The organism is Bacillus sp. BC08 (genome assembly GCF_054326875.1).
In genome coordinates this window covers 77,345-100,208 of record NZ_JBTGPA010000035.1, presented here as the reverse complement: position 1 = coordinate 100,208, position 22,864 = coordinate 77,345, and the positions used below count along the sequence as shown (strand labels likewise).

Here is a 22,864-nt window from a genome sequence, read left to right as displayed (position 1 = left end):
TACATTATGTTAATGTAACTAACTTTCCTACCTTTATCAACATGTCTTCCTCTCATCCACGATAAAAAAGGGAGATCACTCTCAAATAAGTGATCTCCCTTTTAAAATTAGTTTTTCATTCTATCGGCAATATAACCTTCACTGTCGTTCCAACCCCAACTTCACTTTCAAAACTCATTTTACCGTTATGGTCTTTAATAATTTTTTCTGTAACTACTAAACCTAAACCTGTTCCTGTTTCTTTCGTTGTGTAAAAAGCTTCATTTAGCTTCGGAATTTTGTCTTTTGGAATGCCGCAACCCTCATCCTTAACTTGAACAATAATTGCATCTTCCACAGTCACTTTGATCGTAATCGTTCCGCCAACTGACATTGCTTCAATGGCATTTTTAATTAAATTAAAAAATACTTGCTTTAATCGTTTTTCATCGCATGTAATCGATGGTATGTCTTTACTATAAATACCTTGTATGTGCACTCCTTGCTTTAAAGCAGGCTTCCCCATAACTCGAATAACATAAGCGATAATTTCTTCTATATTATGAATTTCTGATTCTGCTGATTTAGATTTCTCAAATCCACTAAGTTCTGTAGCGATTGTATGAATGCGTTCTACTTCTTGTTTCATAATATCACTATATATTTTATCCTCTGGATATTTATTTGCTTGCTTATTCACAAATTTATTTAAATTCGCTAGAGGTCCTCTAATTTTGTAGCCAATAACTGTTGCCATTTTCCCAACAGTCGCTAGTTTTTCTGTTTGTTCTATTTCTTTATCCATCATCTCAAGCGTACGAACGTAAGACTGAAATCTCAAAAACATAATCCAACATATAATAGTAAATACGCTATATAATGCCATTGGGATTAAAACGAGTGACGATTGAATCATGATTCCTATAAGAGCATACTTTCCAACAAGTATCCCCGTAACTAACCAAAAATACCTTTTATTCACAAAGATTGGTGCAAATAAAATAAAAAATCCTTCTACTATATTCCCACCATCAAACTCAGCGTCACTACCGTAATAAATCATAAAATTATGGATGAAATCTAATAGATTATATCCAATTAAAATAATATATTTTACTGCAAATGGATTTTTCCATTTCATAAAGTATATTCCAGTGCAAAATAAGATCACCATCAGAAAATAGAGCCATAACCCTAAACCATCTTCAAATTCCCCTACTCCTTCTTGCTCCCCTCCTAGTAAAGGTACAATAAATTCGTAGGCAAGATCGTATACAAAAAATATAATAAAAAATAAACTTAAATATATTTTCAACGCCTTTATTTCTTCATTTTTAAATATATCATTTTTATTCATATGGTAACTCCTAGCTTTTCTCCCACTTGTATTTCATTATTTCCACACTTTTTTGGAAGAATAATATCTATTCTCGTTCCCTTATCTCTTTCACTTGAAATATGTAACTTACCAAGGTGTTCGTTGACAATTCGATCTGCTACAGTAAGTCCCAGACCAATTTTATCTTGTTTCGTTGTATAAAAGGCCTCTTTAACACGGAATAAATTTTCCTTCTTAATACCGTAACCATTATCGATTACACTTAGCATTACATAATCTTGTCCTTTATTTTCTAATCGTAAGTCTAATGTGCCACCTTGCTCCATTGCCTCCAGAGCATTGTTGATGACATATAATAAGACTCCTCTTATTTTCCGCTCATCACATTCAACTTCTAACACCTTTTCTTCCATATTAGAAACAAGCTGAATGTTGGATTCATTTATTTTTTCGCGAACAATTATTACTGCTTGCATTGCAATTTCTCCTATATTATGTTTCTTATAAATAGAAGGTTTACATGTAGCAACTTCCATCAACTCACTTATCATACTATTCATATTTTCTATTTCATAAATCATCTGTTTGTAAATAGGGTCCTCTCCATGCTTCTCTCGTTGTAATTGCGTAAACCCTTTTAATGAAGCAAGTGGATTTTTAATTTCATGTCCTACAGTCGCTGCCATTTTTCCGATTACTGCTAATTTTTGTGATTCACTAGCAATCTTAATACTTCTCCTTACCGCTGAAAGGTATTGTATAAATCGATTTAAAATGATATATGCTGCTATTAATACAAGTGTATACATAATGAGGAACATAAACGCTTTTACTTCCTCTAATACAAATAAATAAATTAAATATTTCCCTATAATAGTGACAAGTACGCACACAAAAAATCTTTTATTTATAAATATAGGTACAAAGAAAATAAATATAATCTCTATTATATTCGTCGCCTCAAATGCCACCTTATTATAAAAAATATACGAAAGTATATTCAGGATTTCTATCCCTATGTATACGAATATACATGTATATTTCACAAGGTTTGCTTTTTCTCTTTTCACTAAGTATATATTCACGCATAGTATTGCTACTCCACATAAAACTTGCCACATTCCTCTATGCCAGTTTTCTATTAATGCTTTATTTTCTAATACGATTGCATAAGAACCTTGGTATACACCAACCGCGACATACAACACCCATAAAAAAATTTTTGCATTCCTTTCTTCTTCTTTATATGATAGAAAACTTTCTTTCACTTCAACACCCCTTCAAAATAATATCTCGAAGAATACCATTTATTATAATAAATGATTTTCATAGACAAACAAAGATAAATCGAACATTTGAGGAAAATCATCCCAATAAAGCAAAGTATCTTCAGACTATATATAAGCATAAAAGCTATAAACAATAATACGTATATTATGGGAGGTGTTTTATATGGACGGCAAAAAAAATAAAAAAACAGAACAACTGGAAGCCTTCACCCGTGAGAATGAAGGAAAGCCTGGTGTCTTAATAGAACAAAACCCTACGCAATTTGCAAACGAATTCATTAAAGCTATGACGAAACAACGCTTTTGGGATAGAGCATATGAATAGGTTAGGGGGGATAATTTATGTTTGTTACCGTCGAGAAAGATGTGCATATTTTTGTGCAAGACGTTAATCCCGGACCTGGTAGTAAAACCGTGTTCTTCGTCCATGGGTGGCCTTTAAATCATCAAATGTACCAATATCAACTCAATGTGTTACCACAGCACGGTTTCCGCTGCATCGCTATGGATATACGCGGAAACGGACAATCTGATAAACCATGGACTGGTTACACATACGATCGTTTAGCAGACGATATTGCTATTGTTCTAGAAGCACTTCAAGTAGAAAATGCTACATTAGTCGGTTTTTCAGTAGGTGGCGCTCTTTCTATTCGGTACATGTCCCGCTACAATGGCCATCGCATTTCTAAACTTGTATTAGTCGATGCTGTTTCCCCCTCTTTCATTAAAAATCAAGAATCTCCCTATGGTGTCCCAAAAGAACAAGCAGATACCCTCATTAATCAAATGTATGCCAATATGCCAAAATTTTTAAATGATGTATCTTTATCATTTTTTAATAGAAACTTAGGATCTGCTACGTTAGAATGGTTTTCTTATCTCGGTATGCAGTCTGCTTCCTACGCTCTCATCAAAATATTGCAAGCAGCCGCAAATGAAGATGTAACGAAAGATTTAAGTAAAATTAACGTCCCAACAAAAATATTCCACGGTGTTCACGATCAACTTATCCCTTACAAAAGTGCTGAACTCACGCAAAAGCGGATCAAAAATTCTCAGTTACATCCTCTTACAAATAGCGGTCACGGCTCTCCAATCGATCAAGCAGATGAATTAAATGAAGAACTTATAAAGTTTTTGCATTCATAAATGTATCCATATGTAAAAAAATTAAAAATCAATGCTGTATTTTACACATATGAATGGAGTTTTGATAAGAAATAAAATTCACACATTTCTCACAAATTAATCAATAAAACGATTACATTATCATTTATACTAAATGTACAGGTAATACTCCCTAAACCCAGCTTGTCTGGTTACCCCGTTAAATACTATAAAAAAAGAACTTGTATCGTTATACAAGTTCTTTTTGTTTTTCTATTTAAAAAGTATATCTTTACTATACTGCTTTCCAACAAGTAAATCATATTGGATCATTTTATATTGCTCTAACATTTCTTTTTGTTTCTTTGTTAAATTTGTTATCTCTTCTCCATCTTTATTAACCTTTAACTCCTCTTTAAGGACTGGTATTTCTTTATGCATTTCCGATAAAAATTGATAAAACGGTGATTTATTTATCCCTGCATAATCAAAAACAAGATTAGAAAAATAAATTGGACTGACTAAACCTAAATTGTCATTTGGCAAATCGAAATTTGCGTACATTAACAATGGCGTTTCTGACATAGCTAATCTTTCATTGAGAGTTTCTTCATTTTCTATATATCCAGCTTCTTCATAGATAGCTTTATTTACCCCTAATATCGGTAAGTGATCTCCAAAGAAGACCAATATAGTAGGCCTTTCTAGCTCTTGAATTTGTTCTACTAAATATTTTAGAGCCTCATCAGAACGACGTACACCCTCAGTATATGTTTCTAATTCTGCTTTCGATCCCTCTTCTGTTAATCCGCTAATTTCTATTTGCTTTTCTTCAAATCGTCCTGGATTGAATGGGAAATGATTTTGCATCGTAACTGCATGAATAAACGTAGGTTGCTTTCTCTTATTCAATTCCTCTATTATTTCTTTACTAATAGATACATCGCTAATATAATCCCCATCTACCTCTACGTTTTGCATTGTATCTTCTGCATTGAAATTATCAATTCCTAAAACATTGTATACATCATCCCGCTTATAAAATGATCTTCCATAAGCATGAATTGCATTCGTATAATATCCATGTTTTTTCAATTCACTTGCGATAGAAGGAATTTCTCTTTGTCCTGTCACCGCTTGTTGATATGGTATAGAACCTTGCTTTAAAAAGCTCATTGAATAGCTCGTTAACGCTTCAAATTCTGTATTCGCTGTGTTTCCCCCGAATACAGGAGATACTGTTTGTCCACCTGGAAAATTCTCAATATAGTGATGTAAATTCGGCACCGGATCTTCGCTAAATGAAAGGTTCATTAGCTTTGTTGGATCCCAAAAAGCTTCACTCATGAAAAATATAATATTCGGCTTCTCGCTCTTTTCTTTTTTTCCTACATTGTTTCCATATTGTTTCTTTATATCATTTGAAATTTGTAGCATAGTTTCTTTTGAATATTTTTCTGGCTTCTCAATAACAGTTGTGTCCAAGTTACTGACAAATCCTAAAACAAAACCATTATCAGCATAGTTTACATTTTGATTCCAAGCCACGAAGGTTACCCCATATTTTTGCAATACATTACTCATAAATGTAGTAGGATAATTACTATATGCATACACCATAAACGTAGAACCACATATTAAAATAATTCTCGTAATTATATTAGGTTTTATAACTGGAATATGCTTTCGTATATACATAACTAAATATACAAGCAGAGTAATCCCGAATATTCCCAAAAATATAGTCCACCAACTAAAATAGTCCATAACCATTGGTATAACGGACTGCATTTGAGTAATCTGTATGAAATCAGACGGATAGAATGGATCTCCTCTAAAAATAAGTTTAAAATGGTTCACAATACCAAAGATAATTAACACCAAACTTGTTATCGTGACACTCAAAAAGATTCGTCCAAGCAAACTATACACAAAAACATATATCATATAAATAAATAATAGGCTTAGTATATACTGTCCGTATCGCTGGTAAACCCAGTTATTAACTAATACAAGGTTCATATTCTCCTGCATCATGATATACATCCAATTCATTGTATGGGCAATTAAAAATAGTAAGGCGTAAGCTCTAATAGCCGGCCTAAGTTTATGACCGATGCCTTTATTTAAATGAATAATGTATAGTAGTACACCCCACAAAACAATAATGAGTATACTTAGCTGTATTTTCCCATTAAAAAATTCTTTAGTTCTCTCGAATTCGAAAGATCTTAACATAACAAAAAACAGCGTTTCTAAACAAATCGCCCACATTCCACTAAGAATGATAGAAATTAATAGATTCTTCCTCGGCTTTTGAGGAGAAAAACTAAGATAAAATTCATCTCTTCTTCGTTGTTGTGTTAAAAAATCAAAACGCAATTTATTCCCTCTTTCCTTTACCCCTTCGTCTCGCATCCACAAACATATTGTCCTATACAAAATACCATATTTGTATGCGGCTAGTCTCCCTATGTGCTTGTAATATACACTTGTATCCTTAATTTCCCCTTAAAAATACAATGAAACTTTAATGTGTCCGCTCCATTCAGGATTGAACGTGATAAACCTTCTTCGCTCTATATTCTAGCAGCATCAATGAACTATGCTTCACAAAATTATTACCATAAAAAAAGAACCTATCAACACTGACAGGTTCTCCTTCATTTTAACAGACATGAGCATATGTATTATAGAAGAGAATACATCCATACTTTCCATATAATACATACAAACACGATAACTACAAAATCAAAAAGATCTAATCTCGGACCCTTTTTCATATTCATCTCTAGCCACATATGAACCCATTTTATTTTTGTATATTTTTGAATGTTTTTCTTTGCAAATCGGTAAATGAGTACTTGCATAATAAAAAATCCGACTACGAAAATGAACAAGAAAATGAGAAAATCGACCACAAAATTCCTCCCTATTTTTGCAGCGATTTTTCTACTATTTGATTTCTCAAAACCCACTCTTCAAATTGAGCACTTCCAAATTCCCAACTAAGATCACGAGCATGTACAGAAAAAACATAATGACCAGCATATTCGTCCATAAATCTACCTGTCTCGATTTCATCTTTCTGAAGACCGTATGCTCCAAAATTAAAATACACATCCCACACGTCTTCATTCTTCCGCTTATAAGCAATCGATTCCATATCACATTCTGTTCCGAAATAATCAAGATGTAAATGTACGCTATCATCATATTCGTACTCCATTTTATCACCCCTTATATTTGTACTTCTTTATCACCCAAAAAATTCCTGCTATCTACACTCACATATGGGCACTTACCTACATATCATGCTTGTAGAGTGACTTCTAGGAGGTGTCATATAGTGAAAAAATTTATAGCTGTTTTTTGCATCATGTTACTAGCTGTTTTCACATTCGCTGCTTGCAGTAGTAAAAAGGAAGGTACGAAAGAACAAACGCAAAACATTCGCATCGGCGAAGTTACCCATTCTCTCTTCTACGCCCCGTTATATGTCGGGATTGAAAAAGGATTTTTTAAAGATGAAGGATTAAATATTGACCTCCAAACAACAGCTGGCGGAGATAAAACGATGACCGCCCTATTATCTGGCGGAATTGATATTGCTCTCGTCGGTTCTGAAACGTCTATTTACATTCATCAACAAGGTGCAAAAGACCCTGTCATTAACTTCGCACAGCTTACACAAACAGACGGAACATTTTTAGTTTCGCGTAAAAAATTAGACTCTTTTAATTGGAATGACGTAAAAGGTGTTACGTTTTTAGGACAGCGTAAAGGCGGCATGCCGCAAATGGTTGGAGAATACGTTTTAAAGAAAAATGGCATTGATCCTCACAAAGATACGAACTTAGTTCAAAACATCGAATTTGCTAACATTGCAAGTGCCTTTGCATCTGGTACCGGGGAATTTGTACAGCTCTTTGAACCGACTGCAAGTATATTTGAAAAAGAAGGAAAAGGTTTTATCGTCGCTTCGTTCGGAAATGAATCTGGAACTGTTCCGTATACAACGTTCATGGCAAAAGAAAGCTTCTTAAAGAATGATAAAGCTGCTGCTGAGAAATTCACACGTGCGCTCTATAAAGCACAACAATGGGTTGATACACATAGTCCAGAAGAGATTGCTGATGCCGTGTCTCCATTATTTAAAGACACTTCAAAAGACATTACAGTAAAAGTAATTGAGCGTTATAAAAAGCAACATTCTTATGCGACAAATCCGCTATTAGATGCTGAAGAATGGAAACAGCTCCAAACGATTATGAAAGAAGCTGGCGAATTACAAAAAGAAGTTCCACATGAAGCGCTCGTCAATACAAAAATTGCCGAAAGCGTTATTAAGAAATAGAGGCGAAGTGTATGAGTTTTTTACAAATACGTAACGTTTCTCACTGCTTTTTCGCAAAAGAGAATGCTAAATTGATTCTCGAAGACATGAGTTTACAAGTGGAAGAAGGCGAATTTATTTCTATACTCGGTCCAAGTGGTTGCGGCAAAACAACACTCCTCTCCATTATTGCCGGACTGCTTGACCCAATTGAAGGTATCGTCTTTTTAGATGGTGAACCCATTACAACGAAAACTTCATCTATGGGGTACATGTTGCAGCAAGATTACTTGTTCCCTTGGAAGACAATTGAAGAGAATATTATGCTTGGACTTCACACACGAAAAATTTACAATGAACAGACGAAAGAACATACTTTACAACTTTTAAAACAAGTCGGTCTACATGATGTAGAAGAGCAATACCCTCGTGAACTGTCAGGCGGTATGCGTCAACGTGCCGCCCTCGTTCGAACGTTAGCGACCGATCCGAAAATTTTATTGCTAGATGAACCTTTTTCGGCTCTCGATTATCAAACGAAGTTGAAACTTGAAGATCTCGTCTTCAGCTTACTACGCAAATATAAGAAAACATCACTACTCGTGACACATGATATCGAAGAAGCCATTGCGATGAGTGATCGTATTTATTTACTACAAGCAAATCCTGGAAAAATCGCAAAAACATTTATCGTCCCAGAAAGCATCCGTTCCTTATCACCGTTAGAATCACGCCACCACCATGACTTCCCAAACCTCTTCCAAGATATATGGAAGGAGCTGGAGCGACTTGGATAATATAAAGCAACTACATGAACAGTTTCAGAAAAAAGAACGCAAGCGCGCATGGTTAGCACGCTCACTGCAGCTTTTACTGCTCATTCTTTTCTTTGCACTATGGGAAATAGCTAGCAAAAAAGAGTGGATTGATCCTTTACTCTTTAGCTCTCCTTCAAGCATTTGGGATCTCTTCCTTAGTAAATGGCTTGACGGTTCGCTTTGGGTCCACATATGGACGACACTACTTGAAACTGGAGTAGGCTTCATTCTTGGAACAGTGCTCGGGGCTATTATCGCTACTTTCCTTTGGTGGATGCCACTTCTCGCCCGCGTACTCGATCCCTATCTCGTCGTCCTAAATGCCATGCCAAAAGTGGCCCTTGGACCTATTATCATTGTAATCTTCGGTCCAAATATTTCTTCGTCGATTGCAATGGGAGTAATCATTTCCATCATCATTACCATTCTCGTTATTTACAGCGCATTTCAAGAAGTCGATTCTAACTATATAAAAGTGATGGACACATTTGGAGCCAATAAGTGGCAATGTTATAAGCAAGTAGTTCTCCCTGCATCCTTCCCAGCAATTATTTCCACGTTAAAAGTGAACGTTGGTTTATCATGGGTTGGTGTTATATTCGGTGAACTTCTCGTCTCTAAACAAGGTCTTGGCTACTTAATTAGCTACGGATTCCAAGTATTTAATTTCACGCTCGTCTTACTGAGCGTACTACTCACCTGTGTCCTCGCAACACTTATGTATGTGTTTGTTGAGGCATTTGAAAAACTTCTAATTGGAAAACGAAAAAGAAGCTGACTTAGGACGATAGACTATAGTCAGCTTCTTTCTTTACCTTTTATCACACATCTTTGTTTCATTTGTAACGTTGCCATCCGCAACCGTAACTGTATGGAAACAATCTTTCACACGTACTGTAACGACATTTTCTTTTCGATCTATTACATGATAATCATCATACTTTTTATTTAATGCACTACGAATTTGCTCTCCTTCAAAAATCGGAAAACCGTGAGACATTACCCAAATGAGACCAGCAACCGCAAGAATCGTTTTCATACGTTTCATTACCTCCTTGAGAGTAAACTTTTAGTCCCTACAATATGCGCATTATAATTGTGTCTAATTTGTGACATTTTTATACTAATTCTCTTTTAAAGCGTCAGTTCCTTCTTCTTTTTATAAAAAGACAGAATTTTCAATTTTATCAACATAAAAAACGCAAAGAACTAAAATTCTTTACGTTTTCTTGGCTAAAAACTCGTATTAGTGTCCACTTTGTTGTTCTATCGTTTTCGAAACATCATATAACCCCGTCAACACTTCCGCTCTCATTTTCACAAGTTCAGGGAACTGATAGAAGAACGCAATTTTTTTATACTTTAACTCCGATCCTTCTTTCACCTTTTTGGAATCTTGCAAAATAAACGCTGTAAACGTATCTGCAATATCTTCCGCTACATTGGTCGTTCCATACTGTGATACAAACTCCTCATGCTTTTCTTTAAAAAATTCAATTTGAGTTTCTTCACTTTCTTCCACTTTCTTTTCTGTCCACTCCTGCTCAATATCTTTCCAGAAAGAGTTATAAAATTGATTAATATAAGATTTCTCCCTCGCACACCCCTCTTGTAAGAAAAGCGTTTCACAGTTACTTCTGTACGTTGAAATATCTTTATCTTCTTCAAAATCCTTCAAATACTTTTCATCTACTGGTATTTGCTTATGTCCGAGTGTCAACACATGAGCCGTCTCGTGAATTAATGTTTTCATCACTTCATCGATATTTACCGCAGAATCAAGTGTATCTAAGCTTAGCGTCCAATCTTTTGGATTCTCCATACTAGGCATAACGTGAGCAACAACACCGTCATAACCGTCCGTTATTAAATCAAATTCTGTTATATTCCCGCGATATTTAGCCGGGATGAGAGTGCGGTACATATCCCATAAATCTTCATGATAACCTCTATCTTGACGTTGTTGTAGCACCTCTTCTTTCGCTTCTTTATCTTCAGCGAATACTTTATTTAAACGTTTCCGTTCTATTTTTTCAAAATAAGGATCTACAATTTCATCACCATCAATATAATAAGAAGCTAAAAAGAAATAATTTTCGTCATTCTCTTTTTTCTGCTCTGCCTCTTTCATATCCACACTTTCATGCTCTTCTATATCATAATCTTCTACTGCTTCAAGCTCAGATAATCCATCTATTTTTTCATATACTTTTTGAAGTTTCTTATCTCCTATTTCCACGCATTCTTCTTCTGTCTTACAAATTTCTTTTTCCTTCACACTCTTCATAGAAATATCGCATCCTGTTATTAAACCAATTGCGACGATAAACCCTACTAACTTTCTATACAGTTCCTTCATATAAACCTCCATCGTTCCATTCTACAAAAGTATCATAATCATTTTTTAAAGAATATGCGATACTTAATTATACAAACTATAAGGAGGTTTCTCATGATTCGAGCAGTCTTATTCGACTTAGATGGAACACTATTAGATCGGCGCCAATCTCTAGAACAATTTATTCATGATCAATATAATCGTTTTTCCTCTCACTTAAGGAGCATAGAAAAAACAGAGTATTGTTCTCGGTTTCTTGAACTCGATAATAATGGCTATACGTGGAAAGATAAAGTATATGCTACTCTCCTTTGCGAATACAATATTACCACTTTAACGCCAGAGCAACTGCTGCACGACTACATTACAAATTTTCAACATCATTGTATCCCTTTCCAAAACACGCATGAATTACTTCAACGTTTAACACAACAAAATATTAAAATTGGTATTATTACAAATGGCTTTACTGACTTTCAAATGAACAATCTTCGTGCACTAAACATACATACGTATACAAATACAATTCTCGTTTCAGAAGCGGAAGGGATTAAAAAACCACATCCTGAAATTTTCGAACGAGCTTTGCAAAAACTAGACGTTAAGGCCACAGAATGTCTTTACGTTGGAGATCATCCAGAAAACGATGTGCTTGGTTCTGAACGAGTAGGAATTCTTGGTGTTTGGAAGAGAGATTCGTTTTGGGGTGACTTTGAGCATTCACGCACGGTGAACGATTTGTTGGAGGTGCTTTCGTTTTTAGAGGTAGAGATGAAAACAAAATAATAGTTAATAAATTATATCAGCGATTTTTGCAATATATTGATTTACCGACAAAAAGTGACAATAACAAGAGGAGGTCGCTACTCTAGCGCCTCCTCCTTTATGATTCATAAACTGTAAACTGCGGTTCACTCGGATGATCCTTAACTAGCGCATCATCTGGAAACTTTGAAACTTTTTGATATAAGGCAATGTCACCGATACAACTCGCTGTTAGTAAAATTCCTAAAAATGAGAGTGGCTCCAGATTCATAACTAATCCCAATACAATTGGCAAAATTCCAGTCGGTAAAAACGGTAACATTAACACTTTCTTCATTTGCTTTACTGTAATTTCTTTTTTAGAATGAGCGTATGCTACACCTAATTTCCAATTGACGCCCCATGTTAGTTCACTCCACGGAACACCTCCGATATAACGAAATCCAATTAAATGTATTGCCTCATGAATACAAACGAAAACAATCATTCCAATAATCAAAAGAAACATAACGGGCAATGTAAATTCAAATTGAACCCCGCCTGAAAGAAATATATGCAAATAACCAATTCCAAACGCCAAAGCGAATATTATAAGAAATGCATAAATATTTAATTTAACCATCGAAACAGTAACAGTTGTTTCTTTTCTGTTATCCATCTTCCCCTCCTAAAATGTAAATATATCTTTACAAAATTGTATAATATACCCAAAATGATGTAAAGATATATTTACATTTTTCTTACAAAAAAAAAAAAAAAGAAACCAGCCACTTTACTTCGTAAAACAGCCGATTTCTTCTATATGTTTCATCGTACGCGCTAATACATCGTCGCGCATTATAAAGCTAAATTTTCTATCCGTTTTAATATTGTCAGGAATGTCTGTTAATAAAACAGACCCTTTCGTTTCTTCGTAATGCGTATGTTCTTCTACCGCACTAATTGTTGCAAAATAAATGTTTTTAATGATTATTTTGTCTTTTCCAGATACTTTATATTGTCCTAAGTAAGTTAAATCAGAAACTATGCCGCCAGTTTCTTCATGAACCTCTCGAACTGCCGCTTCTTCCGGTGTTTCCCCTAGTTCTACTTTACCACCTGGAAATTCAAGACCGCGACGTAAATGATGCGTTAATAACCATTGATCCCCGTACCGGCATACAACCCAAACATGCTTTGGCTCAGGAGAAAATGGATAACGTTCAAACGATAATTGTACAGTGTTGTGGTAATAATCTTTAAATTTGTACATGCCATTACTCCCCTATTGATGGTTACAAGTTTTTCCTACCACAAATTGTAGCATATTCTCGCTTTTCTGCATAATATTATCCAATTACAATCCATTGATTATTCCCATTTGCGCGACTAATTCTTTCGTCTCATGATTTCCTAAATCGTAAATCATTTTATATGCTTTTTGTAGTTGTTCATCATATCGGTCATTATTTGAATCGTGATGATACTCAACAAACGGAACGTGAGAACGTACAAATGAACCTAAATCCTCTACATATGCTTGATCGAAGTACTCTCTTAACTCCGTAATTTCCTCATCACTTGCGGAAATTTCAAAATTATACGTATCCGCCGTCTTCACTTGTGAAATTTGACCGTTTCCTATTGATATATAATATGTTTTTTTCGTCTCCATGTAACACCCTTCTTTCATCCTTTTAATTTCTATTGTTTTCATCAATTACAAAATTATGTAAAATAAAGAGAAGGAGGGATTTTATGCTCAAAATATTAATTATCGGTATTATAATCGTCCTAGTCATACTAGTACTCTCCGTCATGACGATTAATAAAGGCTACGCATATAAACATTCTGTTGATAAACCAGAAGATAATCCTTATACAAAAAACAGCAAGAAGAATTCATAATACGCTTCATATACTACTTATTTTAGCCCACATCCTATCCAGTATTAATTTCCTGACAGTTCAACATAACTTTCTACCACTTTCACAATTTCTATTAGGAGCTTTACTGTTTCTCATTGCCATTGAACAAATAAAATAGAAGGAGCGTTTTTATGTTAAATGGTATTCGAATTACTTTTGCACTTATCGCTTTATGTATAGCAATCTATGGATTTTTTACTGGCAATAGAGAAATAATGCCTTATATGTTCTTTTTCTTAGGATTAATGGCTTTCACTGTAGCGCTAGGAGAAATAAAACAAGACAGAAAATCTAGCGGTATACTCGCTTTCATGGCTGGAGCCGGTGCTTTATTTCTTAGCTTCTCAGAACTATTTCGGTAAATAATCTATTTAAAAGGTGGAGATTTGTATACTAAAAACATTACGAATTGTATCTGCTCTTATCGTCATGGCTCTCGCTCTATCCGTAATGTTGACAAACGCTCTTGTTACAATGCCTTATATGCTCATCACCTTATCTATTATGGCCTTCATCATGAGTGCAGAAGAAAAACAGAAACAAAAGAAAGTACACAGTACACTCTCCTTCTTTTCTGGTGTATTCACTTTAATCGTTGCTATTATCATTTTTGTCTCTCGGTAATTATTTTCTACTAGGAGGTTCAAATGCATATAAGAAAATTACAGCTAACCATCGTTTTTATTACTTTGATCTTATGTTTATACAGCACATTTACAATGAACTTTCAAATCTTTTCACCTATCATTTTTCTCCTCTTTAGTTTATATGGTATTTTAGTAGGAATTGAGACGATTCAAAAACAGCAAAAACAAATTGGAGCTATTAGCATCGGTTTACGTCTTTTTACGATTGTTTTTGTTATTCCATTTATAATGTTCTTTTAAAGGAGGATTATATGTTAAAAAACATTCGAATTATAATTGCCACTATCGCACTTATTCTCGCCCTATTTAGCTTCTTCGCAAACCTCTCTATGCTGTTACCATACGTTTTTATCCTTTTGAGTATTATGTTTATCCTTTTTGGAATCGATGAAATAAAAGAGCGGCAAAAAGCAAAAGCATTTGTTTATCCCGCTTTAATGGGCAGTAAGACCCCCACCTCAAAATTCAGCGAAAGCAAAGAAATTAGGCGGGGGATCAACTGCCCATAAAAGTCCGATTGGTTCAACTAATAATCAGTGGGGGATGAAGAACCCCCCCACTGATTAAAGTTTCACTTTATTTTCTCGGTTCTGCCTTTGTTTTGTATGTTGGGGTGTCTAGTATACTTTCATAAAAAAAGAAGAGCATTTCAGCTCTTCTTTAACTCACCATTTTCAATCCAATAATCGTCCCCATAATTCCAACGATACAAATAATTCGAAAAGCATTTTTCGGCTCTTGAAAGACTAAAATACCGACAACTGCTGCACCAAGCGTCCCAATTCCAGTCCAAACTGCATATGCAATTGATAACTGAATTTCTTGAAGCGCCATCGTTAAAAATTGAAAACTAATAATAAAGCCACCAATTAAAATAATATTATTCGTCCAATTATTATCTTTTGCTACTTTCTTTATCCCAATTACACCGACAATTTCAAAAAGCCCAGCTATAATTAAATACATCCACGCCATTTTATTTCACCTCTTCCTTGTCGCCACTAAATTTCAATCCGATAATAAATAGTGCTAATAAACAAACAAGGAAAATTTTAACAAACGAAAATGGCTCTTTAAAATATAAAATATCTACTACTATCGTTCCCACTGTCCCAATTCCAGTAAATACTGCATATGCGGTTCCAATTGGGATTCTTTTCGTTACTTCAATTAAGAGATGAAAACTAACTAAAATTGCAATAAGTGTCAAAATACTCATTGAATTTGTTTTTAATCCTGTGGCCCAATATATTTCGATTAAGCCACCAAAAACTAAATACAGCCAAGCCCGATTTGTACTAATCTCCTTTTTCTTTTTCACTTCTTCTTTTACCTCTTGTCGTATTTCTTGTTTTGAAGAGCTACGTTTCTTTTTCGGAAAAAGAATGTAAGACATCGCCCATATAAAATGAATCATAAGTACCGATGTCCAAACACTGACAATGGTATTAATAGTCTCATTTTGATAAAAGCCTATTTGTTTATTCAAAAACCATTCTTTCATATGAAGAATATAAGATCCACTTGGTAGCACTTGAGCTGGTACAAGCCCTATGACAAAAATAAATAAAAGCTGTGCAAGAATGAAAATACCCACATGTTTATAAAAGTATTGCCGCTCTAATCGCGCGTGCTCCTTTCCATATAGCTTCTCTTTTTGCATAGCTGTCATTTATCTTCCTCCTTTTTCAAATAACACTCTACTATTTCATCTATATACTTCATTGTTTCCGAATCAAGTCCATATACTTTCGCAATCTCTCCCTCTTCAGGTCTAATTAATTCCCAATACTTATTTATTAATTGTTCATCTTCTTGAAATACATGCATGGAAAAACCCACTACTTTTTCCGCCAATTGTTGAACTTCTGGTGAATCTACTGGTTCATTTATACGCTCGCGAATTTCTCTTAATACTTGCAACCACTCTTTCGTTCTTTTATCATTTTCTTCAAATGTTGGTAAGCCCTGAATAATCTGCTGCTCTTCCTCATTAAAATACCTTTTCCAAAATTTCTTCCTCTGATCAATTCCCTGTACGGATTTTATAAATAACATTAAATCTTCTGTTCTAAGCTCCCCTGTTAATTCAATAGAATGAAATGTTGTATATAGTAGCTTTTCTAAATCCTGTAATCTTTTTACTTCCCCTTGTATCGTTTGAATTTCATTTTGAATCGCATTCTTCCATCTTTCTTCTTCTAAAATCCCCTTTTCTTCTTTTAATACTTCTTTTATTTCTGAAAGCTTAAAACCAAGCTTTTTAAAAGTTGTGATTTGCTGCAATGTAATTACATCATCTTTTGAATAGTAACGATATCCTGAATCAGCAACATAAGACGGTTGTAACAGTCCTATTTCCTCATAATATCTAAGTGTTCTCGTCGTTACATTCGTTTCCTTTGAAATTTCGCCAATGCTATACTTATCCATTATTTCCTCCTCACACCTTATTTTATTTACCTTCACTATAAACTTTGACGTATACGTTAAAGTCAATACTCTTCATACATACATTTCTACAAATAAAAAAACTGCCCTTTCACAGGCAGTTTTTCCTTCTTATCCAAATACTTTCTCAAGTTCATCTTTATCTTGGCTTAACCAGAAATTCATTAAGCGTTGTGCTCCTTCTAAATCGTGAAGCTTCGCTTGGCCACATTGTGTTTCATTTGCAGCTGGAATTTCTGTAATTTGAACCGCATCTTTTAATGTTAGTTCTAATAAATCAATGATTTCTCGAACTGTTGGTGTTCCGCTTACTACAAGATAATATCCTGTTTGGCATCCCATTGGTGAAATATCGATAATATCAAAATGCGGATAACGATCAATATATTTACGTAAATTAAATGCTAATAAATGTTCTAACGTATGAATAACATCTGGTTTCATTGCTTGTTTATTCGGTTGGCAAAAACGAATATCAAATTTATTTACAATACCGTCACTACCTACGTTGTGAACCCCGCAATGTCTTACATAAGGCGCCTTTACAATCGTATGATCTAATTCAAAGCTTTCTACTGATGGCATACAACATCTCTCCCGCTTTTAATTTAATTCCGTTATATCCAATATGATATAACGGAAATCAACATTAGTAAAGTATTATGTACAGTCGTGCTATAATACTTTAAGACTATGCTGAAAAGGAGACCATTATGAAACAGATTTTTATTGGGATTATACGCTTTTATCAAAAGTTCATTTCTCCGATGACACCACCAACGTGCCGCTTTCACCCAACTTGCTCTCATTATGGATTAGAAGCATTTCAAAAACATGGTGCCCTGAAAGGATTTTGGCTAACTTGTAAGCGTATATTAAAATGTCACCCTTTCCACCCGGGAGGATTTGATCCTGTCCCAGATAAAAAGGATGACAAAGTAAATTCTTAATTGTCGTAGCCATTCACAACTAAATCTAATTTTCCTGTGTCAGGGTTAATAACAAGACCATGAACAGGTACTTCTTCAGGAAGTAATGGATGGTTACGAAGTACTGATACGCTATGTTCTACGCTTTCCTCTACACTAGAGAAACCGCGTAAGAATTGTTCTAAATCGATTCCAGAATAACGAAGTGTATCTAATTTTTCTTCTGTTACACCGCGTTCTTTCATCTTCTCAATTGTACTGCTTGCTTGAATTTTAGCCATACCGCAATCGTGGTGACCAACTACACATACTTCATCAGCACCAAGCTCGTATACAGCAACTAAAATACTACGCATAATACTTCCGAAAGGATGTGAAATAACAGCGCCTGCTACTTTAATAATTTTCACATCACCGTTACGCATATTCATTGCTTTCGGTAATAGTTCAACAAGACGTGTATCCATACAAGAGATAATTACCATCTTTTTGTTTGGAAATTTCCCTGCTACAAACTCTTCATATTTCTTCTCTTTAACGAATTTTTCATTGTACTGCAAAATCTCTTCTAATGACTTCATAGTAAGGAACCCTCTTTTCTCTCATTTACACTACATAAACAGTGTACCAAAATATGAAAAACACAAAAAGAATATTGTATTATTATAAAATCAATATATTTTCAGATAACCGTCATAATTCTTTCAAAATATACACACAGCTTTGTAACAAGTCTCACATACTACACTCCTATTTTCACTATAAACTAATTGTAGATAATGTAAAAAAGGAGTGAATATTTATTATGTCCGACGTTCTGTTACTGAGTCGTTTTCAATTTGCAATTACTATTTTTTATCACTTTTTATTTGTACCTTTGACAATCGGACTTGTTATTTTAGTGGCATGTATGGAAACGCAATACGCCCGCACATTGAATCCAACATACCGCAAAATGGCAAATTTTTGGGGTAAATTATTTACAATTAACTTCGTCATGGGGATTATAACCGGGATTACGATGGAGTTCCAATTTGGAACAAACTGGTCTGAGTACTCCAAATATATGGGAGATATTTTCGGATCACCTCTCGCAATCGAAGCACTCGTTGCCTTCTTCTTAGAATCTACTTTCATGGGAATATGGTTATTCGGTAAAGACAAAATCTCACCAAAGTTCCGTGCCTTCTGTATGTGGATGGTTGCACTTGGAACAAATATTTCCGCCCTTTGGATTATTACAGCAAACGGCTTTATGCAAAATCCGGTTGGCTACGTCGTACGTAACGGCCGCGCTGAATTAAATGATTTCTGGGCACTTGTTACAAATCCATATGCTTGGAACATGTTCTTCCATACTGTAATTGGTTGTTATATCGTTGGTGCTTTCTTCGTTATGGCAATTAGTGCCTATCATTTATTACGTAAAAACGAAGTGGAATTCTTCAAAAAATCATTCAAATTTGGTTTACTGTTAGGCTTATTCGCCGCAACTGTTACACCGTTTATGGGACATCAATCTGGTGTATCCGCAGCTAAATATCAACCAGCAAAAGGAGCTGCGATGGAAGCTGTTTGGGAAACTGGAAGAGGGCAAGGCTTCTCGATTGTTCAAATTCCTGATGTAAAAAACGAAAAGAACTTTGAATTCCTTACGATTCCGAAACTAGGAAGCTTCTTCTACACAAACTCATTTGATGGAGAGATTGTTGGTTTAAAAGATATTCCCAAAGAAGATCGTCCAAATGTTAACCTCGTGTACTATAGCTTCCGCTTAATGGTTGCACTTGGTATGTTCTTTATGGCATTAACTTGGTATGGCTTCTATTTAAACCGAAAAGGAAAACTAGAAAACTCAAAACGTTATTTAAAAATTACAATGTGGTCTGTTTTACTACCATATATCGCAATTAACGCTGGTTGGATTGTTGCCGAGGTAGGTCGTCAACCATGGACAGTTTATAAACTAATGCGTACAGCAGAATCTGTATCACCTATATCTGTTCCGCAAATTTGGTTCTCATTAATTAGCTTAATATTATTCTATACTCTACTCTTAATTGCAGACGTATACTTAATGCTAAAGTTCGCGAAAAAAGGACCTGCTGCATTAGAAGAGCCTGCTACTGAAGGAGGTGCCGCTCATGTCTCATGATATGCTCGCAATCATCTGGTTCGGTTTATGGGGCGTAATTTGGACAGTTTACTTCATTCTTGATGGGTATGCACTTGGTAACGGAATGATTTTTCCTTTCGTTGCGAAAGACCGACAAGAACGAAATCAATTACAAGAAGCAATCGGCCCGTTCTGGGGTGGTAATGAAGTATGGTTAATTACAGCCGGTGGTGCAACATTTGCTGCCTTCCCAATCACGTATGCAAATATGTTTAGTTACCTATATACACCACTATTTTTAGTATTACTCGCACTGTTTGCTCGTGCTGCCGGACTTGAATTTATGCATAAAGACGATTCACCAATTTGGCAAAAAACTTGCAAATGGGCATTTACAATTGGTAGTTTCCTAATCGCCTTCTTATTTGGAGTTACGTTCGCTAACCTTTACTACGGACTACAAATCGGAAAAAATGGCTACGAAGGAAATTTACTTAGCTTACTAAATCATTACGGTATTTTAGGTGGCCTGTTCTTCACTGCTATATTCGTCGTATCTGGTGCCCTTTGGGTTATGATCAAAACGACTGGTGAAGTATCTGATCGTGCTTATAAAATCGCAAGACCATTTTCAATGGCAGCTGCTATCATTTTAGCTATTTTCTATGTAGCAACTGCAAATCGTACAAACTTATTCCAAAACTTCACAGAGTATCCAGTACTATTCATTCTTCCCGTACTTGCTATGTTAATGAGTGTACTCGCACTTATTATGGTGTACAAACATAAAATCGGTCTTGCCTTCACATTCGTTTGCTTAACAATCGCGATGTTTATGACGACTGGTTTTGCGGGCATGTTCCCAAGAATGTTACCGTCACGTATTAACGACGCATACAGCACAACGTTATACAACGCGGCAGGTAGTCAGTTAAACTTAAAAATTATGTTCTTCGTTGCAATGGTGATGGTACCAATTGTTATTGGATATCAACTTTGGAGCTACAGTATCTTTAAAAATAAAATTCATAAAGACTCTGCTAAAGGGTATCACTAAAATAAAGTGAAACTTTAATCAGTGGGGGGTTTTTTCATCCCCCACTGATTATTAGTTGAACCAATCGGACTTTAATGGGCAGTTGATCCCCCACCTAACTTCTTTGCTTTCGCTGAATTTTGAGGTGGGGGGCTTACTGCCCATTAAAGCGGGATGAAAAAAGACACTTCGTTTGAAGTGTCTTTTTTGTACGTATGATTTTCGATAAGATGTTATATTTCTAATCTAACAACTATAATTCTGAAGAATCACTAACAGCTCACAGCTAGATTGTAGCACAGGGCAAGTTTATTATTTTATGCAATTTTACATATTTCTCTATAAAGTAAATTGTATTCCCTGATCATTCGCATCGCTATCCCTTACATCTGCTGTACTAATACCACTAAATGTTTGTACTGTTTTTCCTGTATTCGATGATCCCGATCCATTATAAGCTTTCGTTTTTTCAATTGGCTGCACGTTATATTTATCACCTAAGTTAATTGTTCCGTTACAATTTTCAATAATAACCCCTTCCACAACTGACGGCATTTTGTCACCTACTTTCATTTCGTTACTTTTATTTTATGAAAGGCGCCTAAAAAAATAGCATGTTTCAATAAGAAAAAGCACTCAGATTGAGTGCTTTTTCTTATTTACCTTTTTTCTTTTTTTCACAAGCAATTCCATCGCCATCACGATCTAAATGCTTACCATAATACGGGCTGTCTCTTGTAATATCATAATATCCAGCATCGTTTGCTTCTTTACAGTTAGCAAAACGTTTCGGATCAGGTTTTACTTCTGGTTTTACTTCTGGCTTCACTTCTGGTTGTGGTTGTTTTGCTCCTGGTCTTTCTTCAAATGGTAACGTTGCATTATATAAGAACTGAACGTATTGTTCACGACTTACATACATTTTAGGTGCGAATTTACCGTCACCAGTTCCAGCCGTAATATAATTTGATTTAATTGCAGTAATCGCAGGATTCGCCCAACCATTTCTATCTACATCCGGGAAATTATGATCGCCTCTTATTTGCAATTGGAATCCCCTTGTCAAAATTTGTGCCATTTCTTCACGAGTTAACGCATCTTTCGGTCTAAATTTTCCTGTGTTATCTCCAACGAATACACCCATCTCTGTTAAAGCAAGAATCTCTTTTTTAAACATAGTTGAACGATCCGTAACATCTTTATACGGATTGTTATACTGTTCTTTTACTGTCGGTTTTAAATGACGGAACATAAGAGCTGCAACTTGCTCACGTGTTACATCATCACCAAATCCAAAAATCCCATTTCCGTATCCAGCAACAACGTTTTTATTTGCTAAATCCATGATTGCTTTATAAGACCAATGATTGTTTGGAACATCTTTAAAATTTACACTTGCCTGCGCTGTTCCAATTGAAGTAAATGCTGTAGTTGCAACAATTGCACCTGTTAAAATTAATTTTTTAAATCCCATATTTGAGTCTCCTTCTCTTTCCTATAATAACCATTTAACAATATAACAAATTATTTAAATATATTTTGTCGCATTATGTCGAACACAAAAAAGAATCCAGCAGGATTCTTTTTTGCTAAGCATGAATGGCAATTTTGGAGACAGTTGACTTCTTCAAAAATTTATTAGGGGTAATATTTTGAAAAAGAAAGCCTTTCATATGTAGGTTAACACCACTGGAATATACAGTAAATTGATAATGTTTATACGGAAGATTGCTAATGTTTAGTATAGATACTTTCCACTATATCAACAGTGAAAATCATCTGCATTAAAACAACATAAAGGTG

General features: G+C 34.9%; 31 protein-coding genes. 14 read left to right on the top strand and 17 right to left on the bottom strand.

Going from position 1 to position 22,864, the window contains the following annotated elements:
- Positions 1 to 115: 115 nt before the first annotated feature.
- Both ACXVYO_RS18535 and ACXVYO_RS18530 read right to left on the bottom strand, forming a co-directional pair.
- Positions 116 to 1,336 carry an ATP-binding protein gene (locus ACXVYO_RS18535; RefSeq protein ID WP_458468151.1) on the bottom strand — a complete coding sequence of 407 codons (1,221 nt, stop codon included), beginning with the start codon at positions 1,334 to 1,336 and terminating at the stop codon, positions 116 to 118.
- A complete protein-coding gene (locus ACXVYO_RS18530; protein ID WP_458468150.1) occupies positions 1,333 to 2,586 on the bottom strand; it encodes an ATP-binding protein in 1,254 nt (417 codons plus the stop codon). The genes ACXVYO_RS18535 and ACXVYO_RS18530 overlap by 4 nt, the downstream gene beginning before the upstream one ends.
- A 184-nt stretch (positions 2,587 to 2,770) precedes the next feature.
- On the opposite strand from ACXVYO_RS18530, the gene ACXVYO_RS18525 reads away from it, so the two are divergent.
- Complete coding sequence (locus ACXVYO_RS18525; protein ID WP_458468636.1) at positions 2,771 to 2,932, top strand: hypothetical protein; 162 nt, start codon at positions 2,771 to 2,773, stop codon at positions 2,930 to 2,932.
- Between the two features lie 17 nt (positions 2,933 to 2,949).
- A complete protein-coding gene (locus ACXVYO_RS18520) occupies positions 2,950 to 3,759 on the top strand; it encodes an alpha/beta fold hydrolase (protein WP_458468149.1) in 810 nt (269 codons plus the stop codon).
- Positions 3,760 to 3,990: 231 nt separating this feature from the next.
- Here ACXVYO_RS18520 and ACXVYO_RS18515 read toward each other — a convergent pair whose 3' ends face one another.
- The 3 genes from ACXVYO_RS18515 to ACXVYO_RS18505 all read right to left on the bottom strand — a co-directional run bounded on the left by ACXVYO_RS18515 (position 3,991) and on the right by ACXVYO_RS18505 (position 6,946).
- Positions 3,991 to 6,135 (bottom strand): LTA synthase family protein, encoded by a 2,145-nt coding sequence (locus ACXVYO_RS18515; protein WP_458468624.1) that lies wholly within the window; start codon positions 6,133 to 6,135, stop codon positions 3,991 to 3,993.
- Positions 6,136 to 6,407: 272 nt separating this feature from the next.
- Positions 6,408 to 6,638: a hypothetical protein gene (locus ACXVYO_RS18510; RefSeq protein WP_073516824.1), complete on the bottom strand. Its 231-nt coding sequence runs from the start codon at positions 6,636 to 6,638 to the stop codon at positions 6,408 to 6,410.
- Between the two features lie 11 nt (positions 6,639 to 6,649).
- Entirely contained in the window at positions 6,650 to 6,946 is a 297-nt protein-coding gene (locus ACXVYO_RS18505) for a DUF3986 family protein (RefSeq protein ID WP_000455571.1), read from the bottom strand.
- Between the two features lie 120 nt (positions 6,947 to 7,066).
- On the opposite strand from ACXVYO_RS18505, the gene ACXVYO_RS18500 reads away from it, so the two are divergent.
- Genes ACXVYO_RS18500 through ACXVYO_RS18490 form a run of 3 tightly spaced genes read left to right on the top strand, consistent with a single transcriptional unit; the run spans position 7,067 to position 9,649 of the window.
- Positions 7,067 to 8,074: an ABC transporter substrate-binding protein gene (locus ACXVYO_RS18500; RefSeq protein WP_458468148.1), complete on the top strand. Its 1,008-nt coding sequence runs from the start codon at positions 7,067 to 7,069 to the stop codon at positions 8,072 to 8,074.
- Positions 8,075 to 8,085: 11 nt separating this feature from the next.
- Entirely contained in the window at positions 8,086 to 8,850 is a 765-nt protein-coding gene (locus ACXVYO_RS18495; RefSeq protein WP_458468147.1) for an ABC transporter ATP-binding protein, read from the top strand.
- The gene (locus ACXVYO_RS18490; protein ID WP_458468146.1) at positions 8,843 to 9,649 is read left to right on the top strand and encodes an ABC transporter permease; all 807 of its coding nucleotides are present in this window, start codon (positions 8,843 to 8,845) and stop codon (positions 9,647 to 9,649) included. The genes ACXVYO_RS18495 and ACXVYO_RS18490 overlap by 8 nt, the downstream gene beginning before the upstream one ends.
- A 33-nt stretch (positions 9,650 to 9,682) precedes the next feature.
- On the opposite strand, the gene ACXVYO_RS18485 is transcribed toward ACXVYO_RS18490, so the two are convergent.
- Together ACXVYO_RS18485 and ACXVYO_RS18480 are read right to left on the bottom strand one after the other, a co-directional pair.
- Positions 9,683 to 9,910, bottom strand: a complete 228-nt coding sequence (locus tag ACXVYO_RS18485; protein WP_000849118.1) for a hypothetical protein — start codon at positions 9,908 to 9,910, stop codon at positions 9,683 to 9,685.
- Between the two features lie 207 nt (positions 9,911 to 10,117).
- On the bottom strand, positions 10,118 to 11,230 hold the full coding sequence (locus tag ACXVYO_RS18480) for a recombinase family protein (RefSeq protein WP_458468145.1): 1,113 nt from the start codon (positions 11,228 to 11,230) through the stop codon (positions 10,118 to 10,120).
- Between the two features lie 93 nt (positions 11,231 to 11,323).
- On the opposite strand from ACXVYO_RS18480, the gene ACXVYO_RS18475 reads away from it, so the two are divergent.
- A complete protein-coding gene (locus ACXVYO_RS18475; RefSeq protein ID WP_458468144.1) occupies positions 11,324 to 11,995 on the top strand; it encodes an HAD family hydrolase in 672 nt (223 codons plus the stop codon).
- Between the two features lie 97 nt (positions 11,996 to 12,092).
- Here the strand turns inward: ACXVYO_RS18475 and ACXVYO_RS18470 are convergent, their stop codons facing one another.
- The 3 genes from ACXVYO_RS18470 to ACXVYO_RS18460 form a co-directional block, all read right to left on the bottom strand.
- On the bottom strand, positions 12,093 to 12,632 hold the full coding sequence (locus ACXVYO_RS18470; protein WP_458468143.1) for a DUF3267 domain-containing protein: 540 nt from the start codon (positions 12,630 to 12,632) through the stop codon (positions 12,093 to 12,095).
- A gap of 114 nt (positions 12,633 to 12,746) precedes the next feature.
- The gene (gene mutTA / locus ACXVYO_RS18465; RefSeq protein WP_000276386.1) at positions 12,747 to 13,226 is read right to left on the bottom strand and encodes an antimutator 8-oxo-(dGTP/GTP)ase; all 480 of its coding nucleotides are present in this window, start codon (positions 13,224 to 13,226) and stop codon (positions 12,747 to 12,749) included.
- An 84-nt stretch (positions 13,227 to 13,310) separates the two neighbouring features.
- Positions 13,311 to 13,628: a hypothetical protein gene (locus tag ACXVYO_RS18460; RefSeq protein WP_000448410.1), complete on the bottom strand. Its 318-nt coding sequence runs from the start codon at positions 13,626 to 13,628 to the stop codon at positions 13,311 to 13,313.
- Between the two features lie 83 nt (positions 13,629 to 13,711).
- Between ACXVYO_RS18460 and ytzI the strand changes: the two genes are divergently transcribed.
- The 5 genes from ytzI to ACXVYO_RS18435 all read left to right on the top strand — a co-directional run bounded on the left by ytzI (position 13,712) and on the right by ACXVYO_RS18435 (position 15,038).
- Positions 13,712 to 13,861, top strand: coding sequence for a YtzI protein (gene ytzI, locus ACXVYO_RS18455; protein ID WP_000912935.1), 150 nt, complete (start codon positions 13,712 to 13,714; stop codon positions 13,859 to 13,861).
- Positions 13,862 to 14,013: 152 nt separating this feature from the next.
- Positions 14,014 to 14,244: a YczI family protein gene (locus ACXVYO_RS18450; protein ID WP_193672203.1), complete on the top strand. Its 231-nt coding sequence runs from the start codon at positions 14,014 to 14,016 to the stop codon at positions 14,242 to 14,244.
- A 28-nt stretch (positions 14,245 to 14,272) separates the two neighbouring features.
- Positions 14,273 to 14,506, top strand: a complete 234-nt coding sequence (locus tag ACXVYO_RS18445) for a DUF3953 domain-containing protein (protein ID WP_458468623.1) — start codon at positions 14,273 to 14,275, stop codon at positions 14,504 to 14,506.
- A gap of 23 nt (positions 14,507 to 14,529) precedes the next feature.
- Positions 14,530 to 14,769: a hypothetical protein gene (locus ACXVYO_RS18440; protein ID WP_458468142.1), complete on the top strand. Its 240-nt coding sequence runs from the start codon at positions 14,530 to 14,532 to the stop codon at positions 14,767 to 14,769.
- A gap of 11 nt (positions 14,770 to 14,780) precedes the next feature.
- The gene (locus ACXVYO_RS18435) at positions 14,781 to 15,038 is read left to right on the top strand and encodes a YczI family protein (protein WP_458468141.1); all 258 of its coding nucleotides are present in this window, start codon (positions 14,781 to 14,783) and stop codon (positions 15,036 to 15,038) included.
- Positions 15,039 to 15,189: 151 nt separating this feature from the next.
- On the opposite strand, the gene ACXVYO_RS18430 is transcribed toward ACXVYO_RS18435, so the two are convergent.
- From ACXVYO_RS18430 to luxS, 4 genes are all read right to left on the bottom strand, one after another.
- Positions 15,190 to 15,504, bottom strand: coding sequence for a DMT family transporter (locus tag ACXVYO_RS18430; protein WP_458468140.1), 315 nt, complete (start codon positions 15,502 to 15,504; stop codon positions 15,190 to 15,192).
- Position 15,505: 1 nt separating this feature from the next.
- Positions 15,506 to 16,201 carry a DMT family transporter gene (locus ACXVYO_RS18425; RefSeq protein ID WP_458468139.1) on the bottom strand — a complete coding sequence of 232 codons (696 nt, stop codon included), beginning with the start codon at positions 16,199 to 16,201 and terminating at the stop codon, positions 15,506 to 15,508.
- On the bottom strand, positions 16,198 to 16,962 hold the full coding sequence (locus ACXVYO_RS18420) for a MerR family transcriptional regulator (RefSeq protein ID WP_458468138.1): 765 nt from the start codon (positions 16,960 to 16,962) through the stop codon (positions 16,198 to 16,200). The genes ACXVYO_RS18425 and ACXVYO_RS18420 overlap by 4 nt, the downstream gene beginning before the upstream one ends.
- 129 nt (positions 16,963 to 17,091) lie before the next feature.
- Positions 17,092 to 17,565: an S-ribosylhomocysteine lyase LuxS gene (luxS, locus tag ACXVYO_RS18415; protein ID WP_001141371.1), complete on the bottom strand. Its 474-nt coding sequence runs from the start codon at positions 17,563 to 17,565 to the stop codon at positions 17,092 to 17,094.
- Positions 17,566 to 17,693: 128 nt separating this feature from the next.
- On the opposite strand from luxS, the gene yidD reads away from it, so the two are divergent.
- Complete coding sequence (yidD, locus tag ACXVYO_RS18410; protein ID WP_000809328.1) at positions 17,694 to 17,930, top strand: membrane protein insertion efficiency factor YidD; 237 nt, start codon at positions 17,694 to 17,696, stop codon at positions 17,928 to 17,930.
- On the opposite strand, the gene ACXVYO_RS18405 is transcribed toward yidD, so the two are convergent.
- The gene (locus ACXVYO_RS18405) at positions 17,927 to 18,490 is read right to left on the bottom strand and encodes a beta-class carbonic anhydrase (protein ID WP_458468137.1); all 564 of its coding nucleotides are present in this window, start codon (positions 18,488 to 18,490) and stop codon (positions 17,927 to 17,929) included. The two genes, yidD and ACXVYO_RS18405, sit on opposite strands and share 4 nt — an antisense overlap.
- Positions 18,491 to 18,714: 224 nt before the next feature.
- Between ACXVYO_RS18405 and cydA the strand changes: the two genes are divergently transcribed.
- Both cydA and cydB read left to right on the top strand, forming a co-directional pair.
- A complete protein-coding gene (gene cydA, locus ACXVYO_RS18400) occupies positions 18,715 to 20,064 on the top strand; it encodes a cytochrome ubiquinol oxidase subunit I (protein WP_458468136.1) in 1,350 nt (449 codons plus the stop codon).
- A complete protein-coding gene (cydB, locus tag ACXVYO_RS18395) occupies positions 20,054 to 21,082 on the top strand; it encodes a cytochrome d ubiquinol oxidase subunit II (protein ID WP_061677536.1) in 1,029 nt (342 codons plus the stop codon). The genes cydA and cydB overlap by 11 nt, the downstream gene beginning before the upstream one ends.
- Positions 21,083 to 21,400: 318 nt before the next feature.
- Here the strand turns inward: cydB and ACXVYO_RS18390 are convergent, their stop codons facing one another.
- Both ACXVYO_RS18390 and ACXVYO_RS18385 read right to left on the bottom strand, forming a co-directional pair.
- Positions 21,401 to 21,634, bottom strand: coding sequence for a spore germination protein (locus ACXVYO_RS18390; protein ID WP_270731395.1), 234 nt, complete (start codon positions 21,632 to 21,634; stop codon positions 21,401 to 21,403).
- 82 nt (positions 21,635 to 21,716) lie between these two features.
- The gene (locus ACXVYO_RS18385; RefSeq protein WP_458468135.1) at positions 21,717 to 22,535 is read right to left on the bottom strand and encodes an S-layer homology domain-containing protein; all 819 of its coding nucleotides are present in this window, start codon (positions 22,533 to 22,535) and stop codon (positions 21,717 to 21,719) included.
- Between the last annotated feature and the right edge of the window lie 329 nt (positions 22,536 to 22,864).

Coding starts and splice junctions, on each gene's coding strand:
- ACXVYO_RS18535 (WP_458468151.1), bottom strand. CDS start 1,336: ATGAATAAAAATGATATATTTAAAAATGAAGAAATAAAGGCGTTGAAA.
- ACXVYO_RS18525 (WP_458468636.1), top strand. CDS start 2,771: ATGGACGGCAAAAAAAATAAAAAAACAGAACAACTGGAAGCCTTCACC.
- ACXVYO_RS18520 (WP_458468149.1), top strand. CDS start 2,950: ATGTTTGTTACCGTCGAGAAAGATGTGCATATTTTTGTGCAAGACGTT.
- ACXVYO_RS18515 (WP_458468624.1), bottom strand. CDS start 6,135: ATGCGAGACGAAGGGGTAAAGGAAAGAGGGAATAAATTGCGTTTTGAT.
- ACXVYO_RS18505 (WP_000455571.1), bottom strand. CDS start 6,946: ATGGAGTACGAATATGATGATAGCGTACATTTACATCTTGATTATTTC.
- ACXVYO_RS18495 (WP_458468147.1), top strand. CDS start 8,086: ATGAGTTTTTTACAAATACGTAACGTTTCTCACTGCTTTTTCGCAAAA.
- ACXVYO_RS18485 (WP_000849118.1), bottom strand. CDS start 9,910: ATGAAAACGATTCTTGCGGTTGCTGGTCTCATTTGGGTAATGTCTCAC.
- ACXVYO_RS18480 (WP_458468145.1), bottom strand. CDS start 11,230: ATGAAGGAACTGTATAGAAAGTTAGTAGGGTTTATCGTCGCAATTGGT.
- ACXVYO_RS18475 (WP_458468144.1), top strand. CDS start 11,324: ATGATTCGAGCAGTCTTATTCGACTTAGATGGAACACTATTAGATCGG.
- ACXVYO_RS18470 (WP_458468143.1), bottom strand. CDS start 12,632: ATGGATAACAGAAAAGAAACAACTGTTACTGTTTCGATGGTTAAATTA.
- mutTA (WP_000276386.1), bottom strand. CDS start 13,226: ATGTACAAATTTAAAGATTATTACCACAACACTGTACAATTATCGTTT.
- ACXVYO_RS18460 (WP_000448410.1), bottom strand. CDS start 13,628: ATGGAGACGAAAAAAACATATTATATATCAATAGGAAACGGTCAAATT.
- ytzI (WP_000912935.1), top strand. CDS start 13,712: ATGCTCAAAATATTAATTATCGGTATTATAATCGTCCTAGTCATACTA.
- ACXVYO_RS18450 (WP_193672203.1), top strand. CDS start 14,014: ATGTTAAATGGTATTCGAATTACTTTTGCACTTATCGCTTTATGTATA.
- ACXVYO_RS18440 (WP_458468142.1), top strand. CDS start 14,530: ATGCATATAAGAAAATTACAGCTAACCATCGTTTTTATTACTTTGATC.
- ACXVYO_RS18435 (WP_458468141.1), top strand. CDS start 14,781: ATGTTAAAAAACATTCGAATTATAATTGCCACTATCGCACTTATTCTC.
- ACXVYO_RS18430 (WP_458468140.1), bottom strand. CDS start 15,504: ATGGCGTGGATGTATTTAATTATAGCTGGGCTTTTTGAAATTGTCGGT.
- ACXVYO_RS18425 (WP_458468139.1), bottom strand. CDS start 16,201: ATGACAGCTATGCAAAAAGAGAAGCTATATGGAAAGGAGCACGCGCGA.
- ACXVYO_RS18420 (WP_458468138.1), bottom strand. CDS start 16,962: ATGGATAAGTATAGCATTGGCGAAATTTCAAAGGAAACGAATGTAACG.
- luxS (WP_001141371.1), bottom strand. CDS start 17,565: ATGCCATCAGTAGAAAGCTTTGAATTAGATCATACGATTGTAAAGGCG.
- yidD (WP_000809328.1), top strand. CDS start 17,694: ATGAAACAGATTTTTATTGGGATTATACGCTTTTATCAAAAGTTCATT.
- ACXVYO_RS18405 (WP_458468137.1), bottom strand. CDS start 18,490: ATGAAGTCATTAGAAGAGATTTTGCAGTACAATGAAAAATTCGTTAAA.
- cydA (WP_458468136.1), top strand. CDS start 18,715: ATGTCCGACGTTCTGTTACTGAGTCGTTTTCAATTTGCAATTACTATT.
- cydB (WP_061677536.1), top strand. CDS start 20,054: ATGTCTCATGATATGCTCGCAATCATCTGGTTCGGTTTATGGGGCGTA.
- ACXVYO_RS18390 (WP_270731395.1), bottom strand. CDS start 21,634: ATGAAAGTAGGTGACAAAATGCCGTCAGTTGTGGAAGGGGTTATTATT.
- ACXVYO_RS18385 (WP_458468135.1), bottom strand. CDS start 22,535: ATGGGATTTAAAAAATTAATTTTAACAGGTGCAATTGTTGCAACTACA.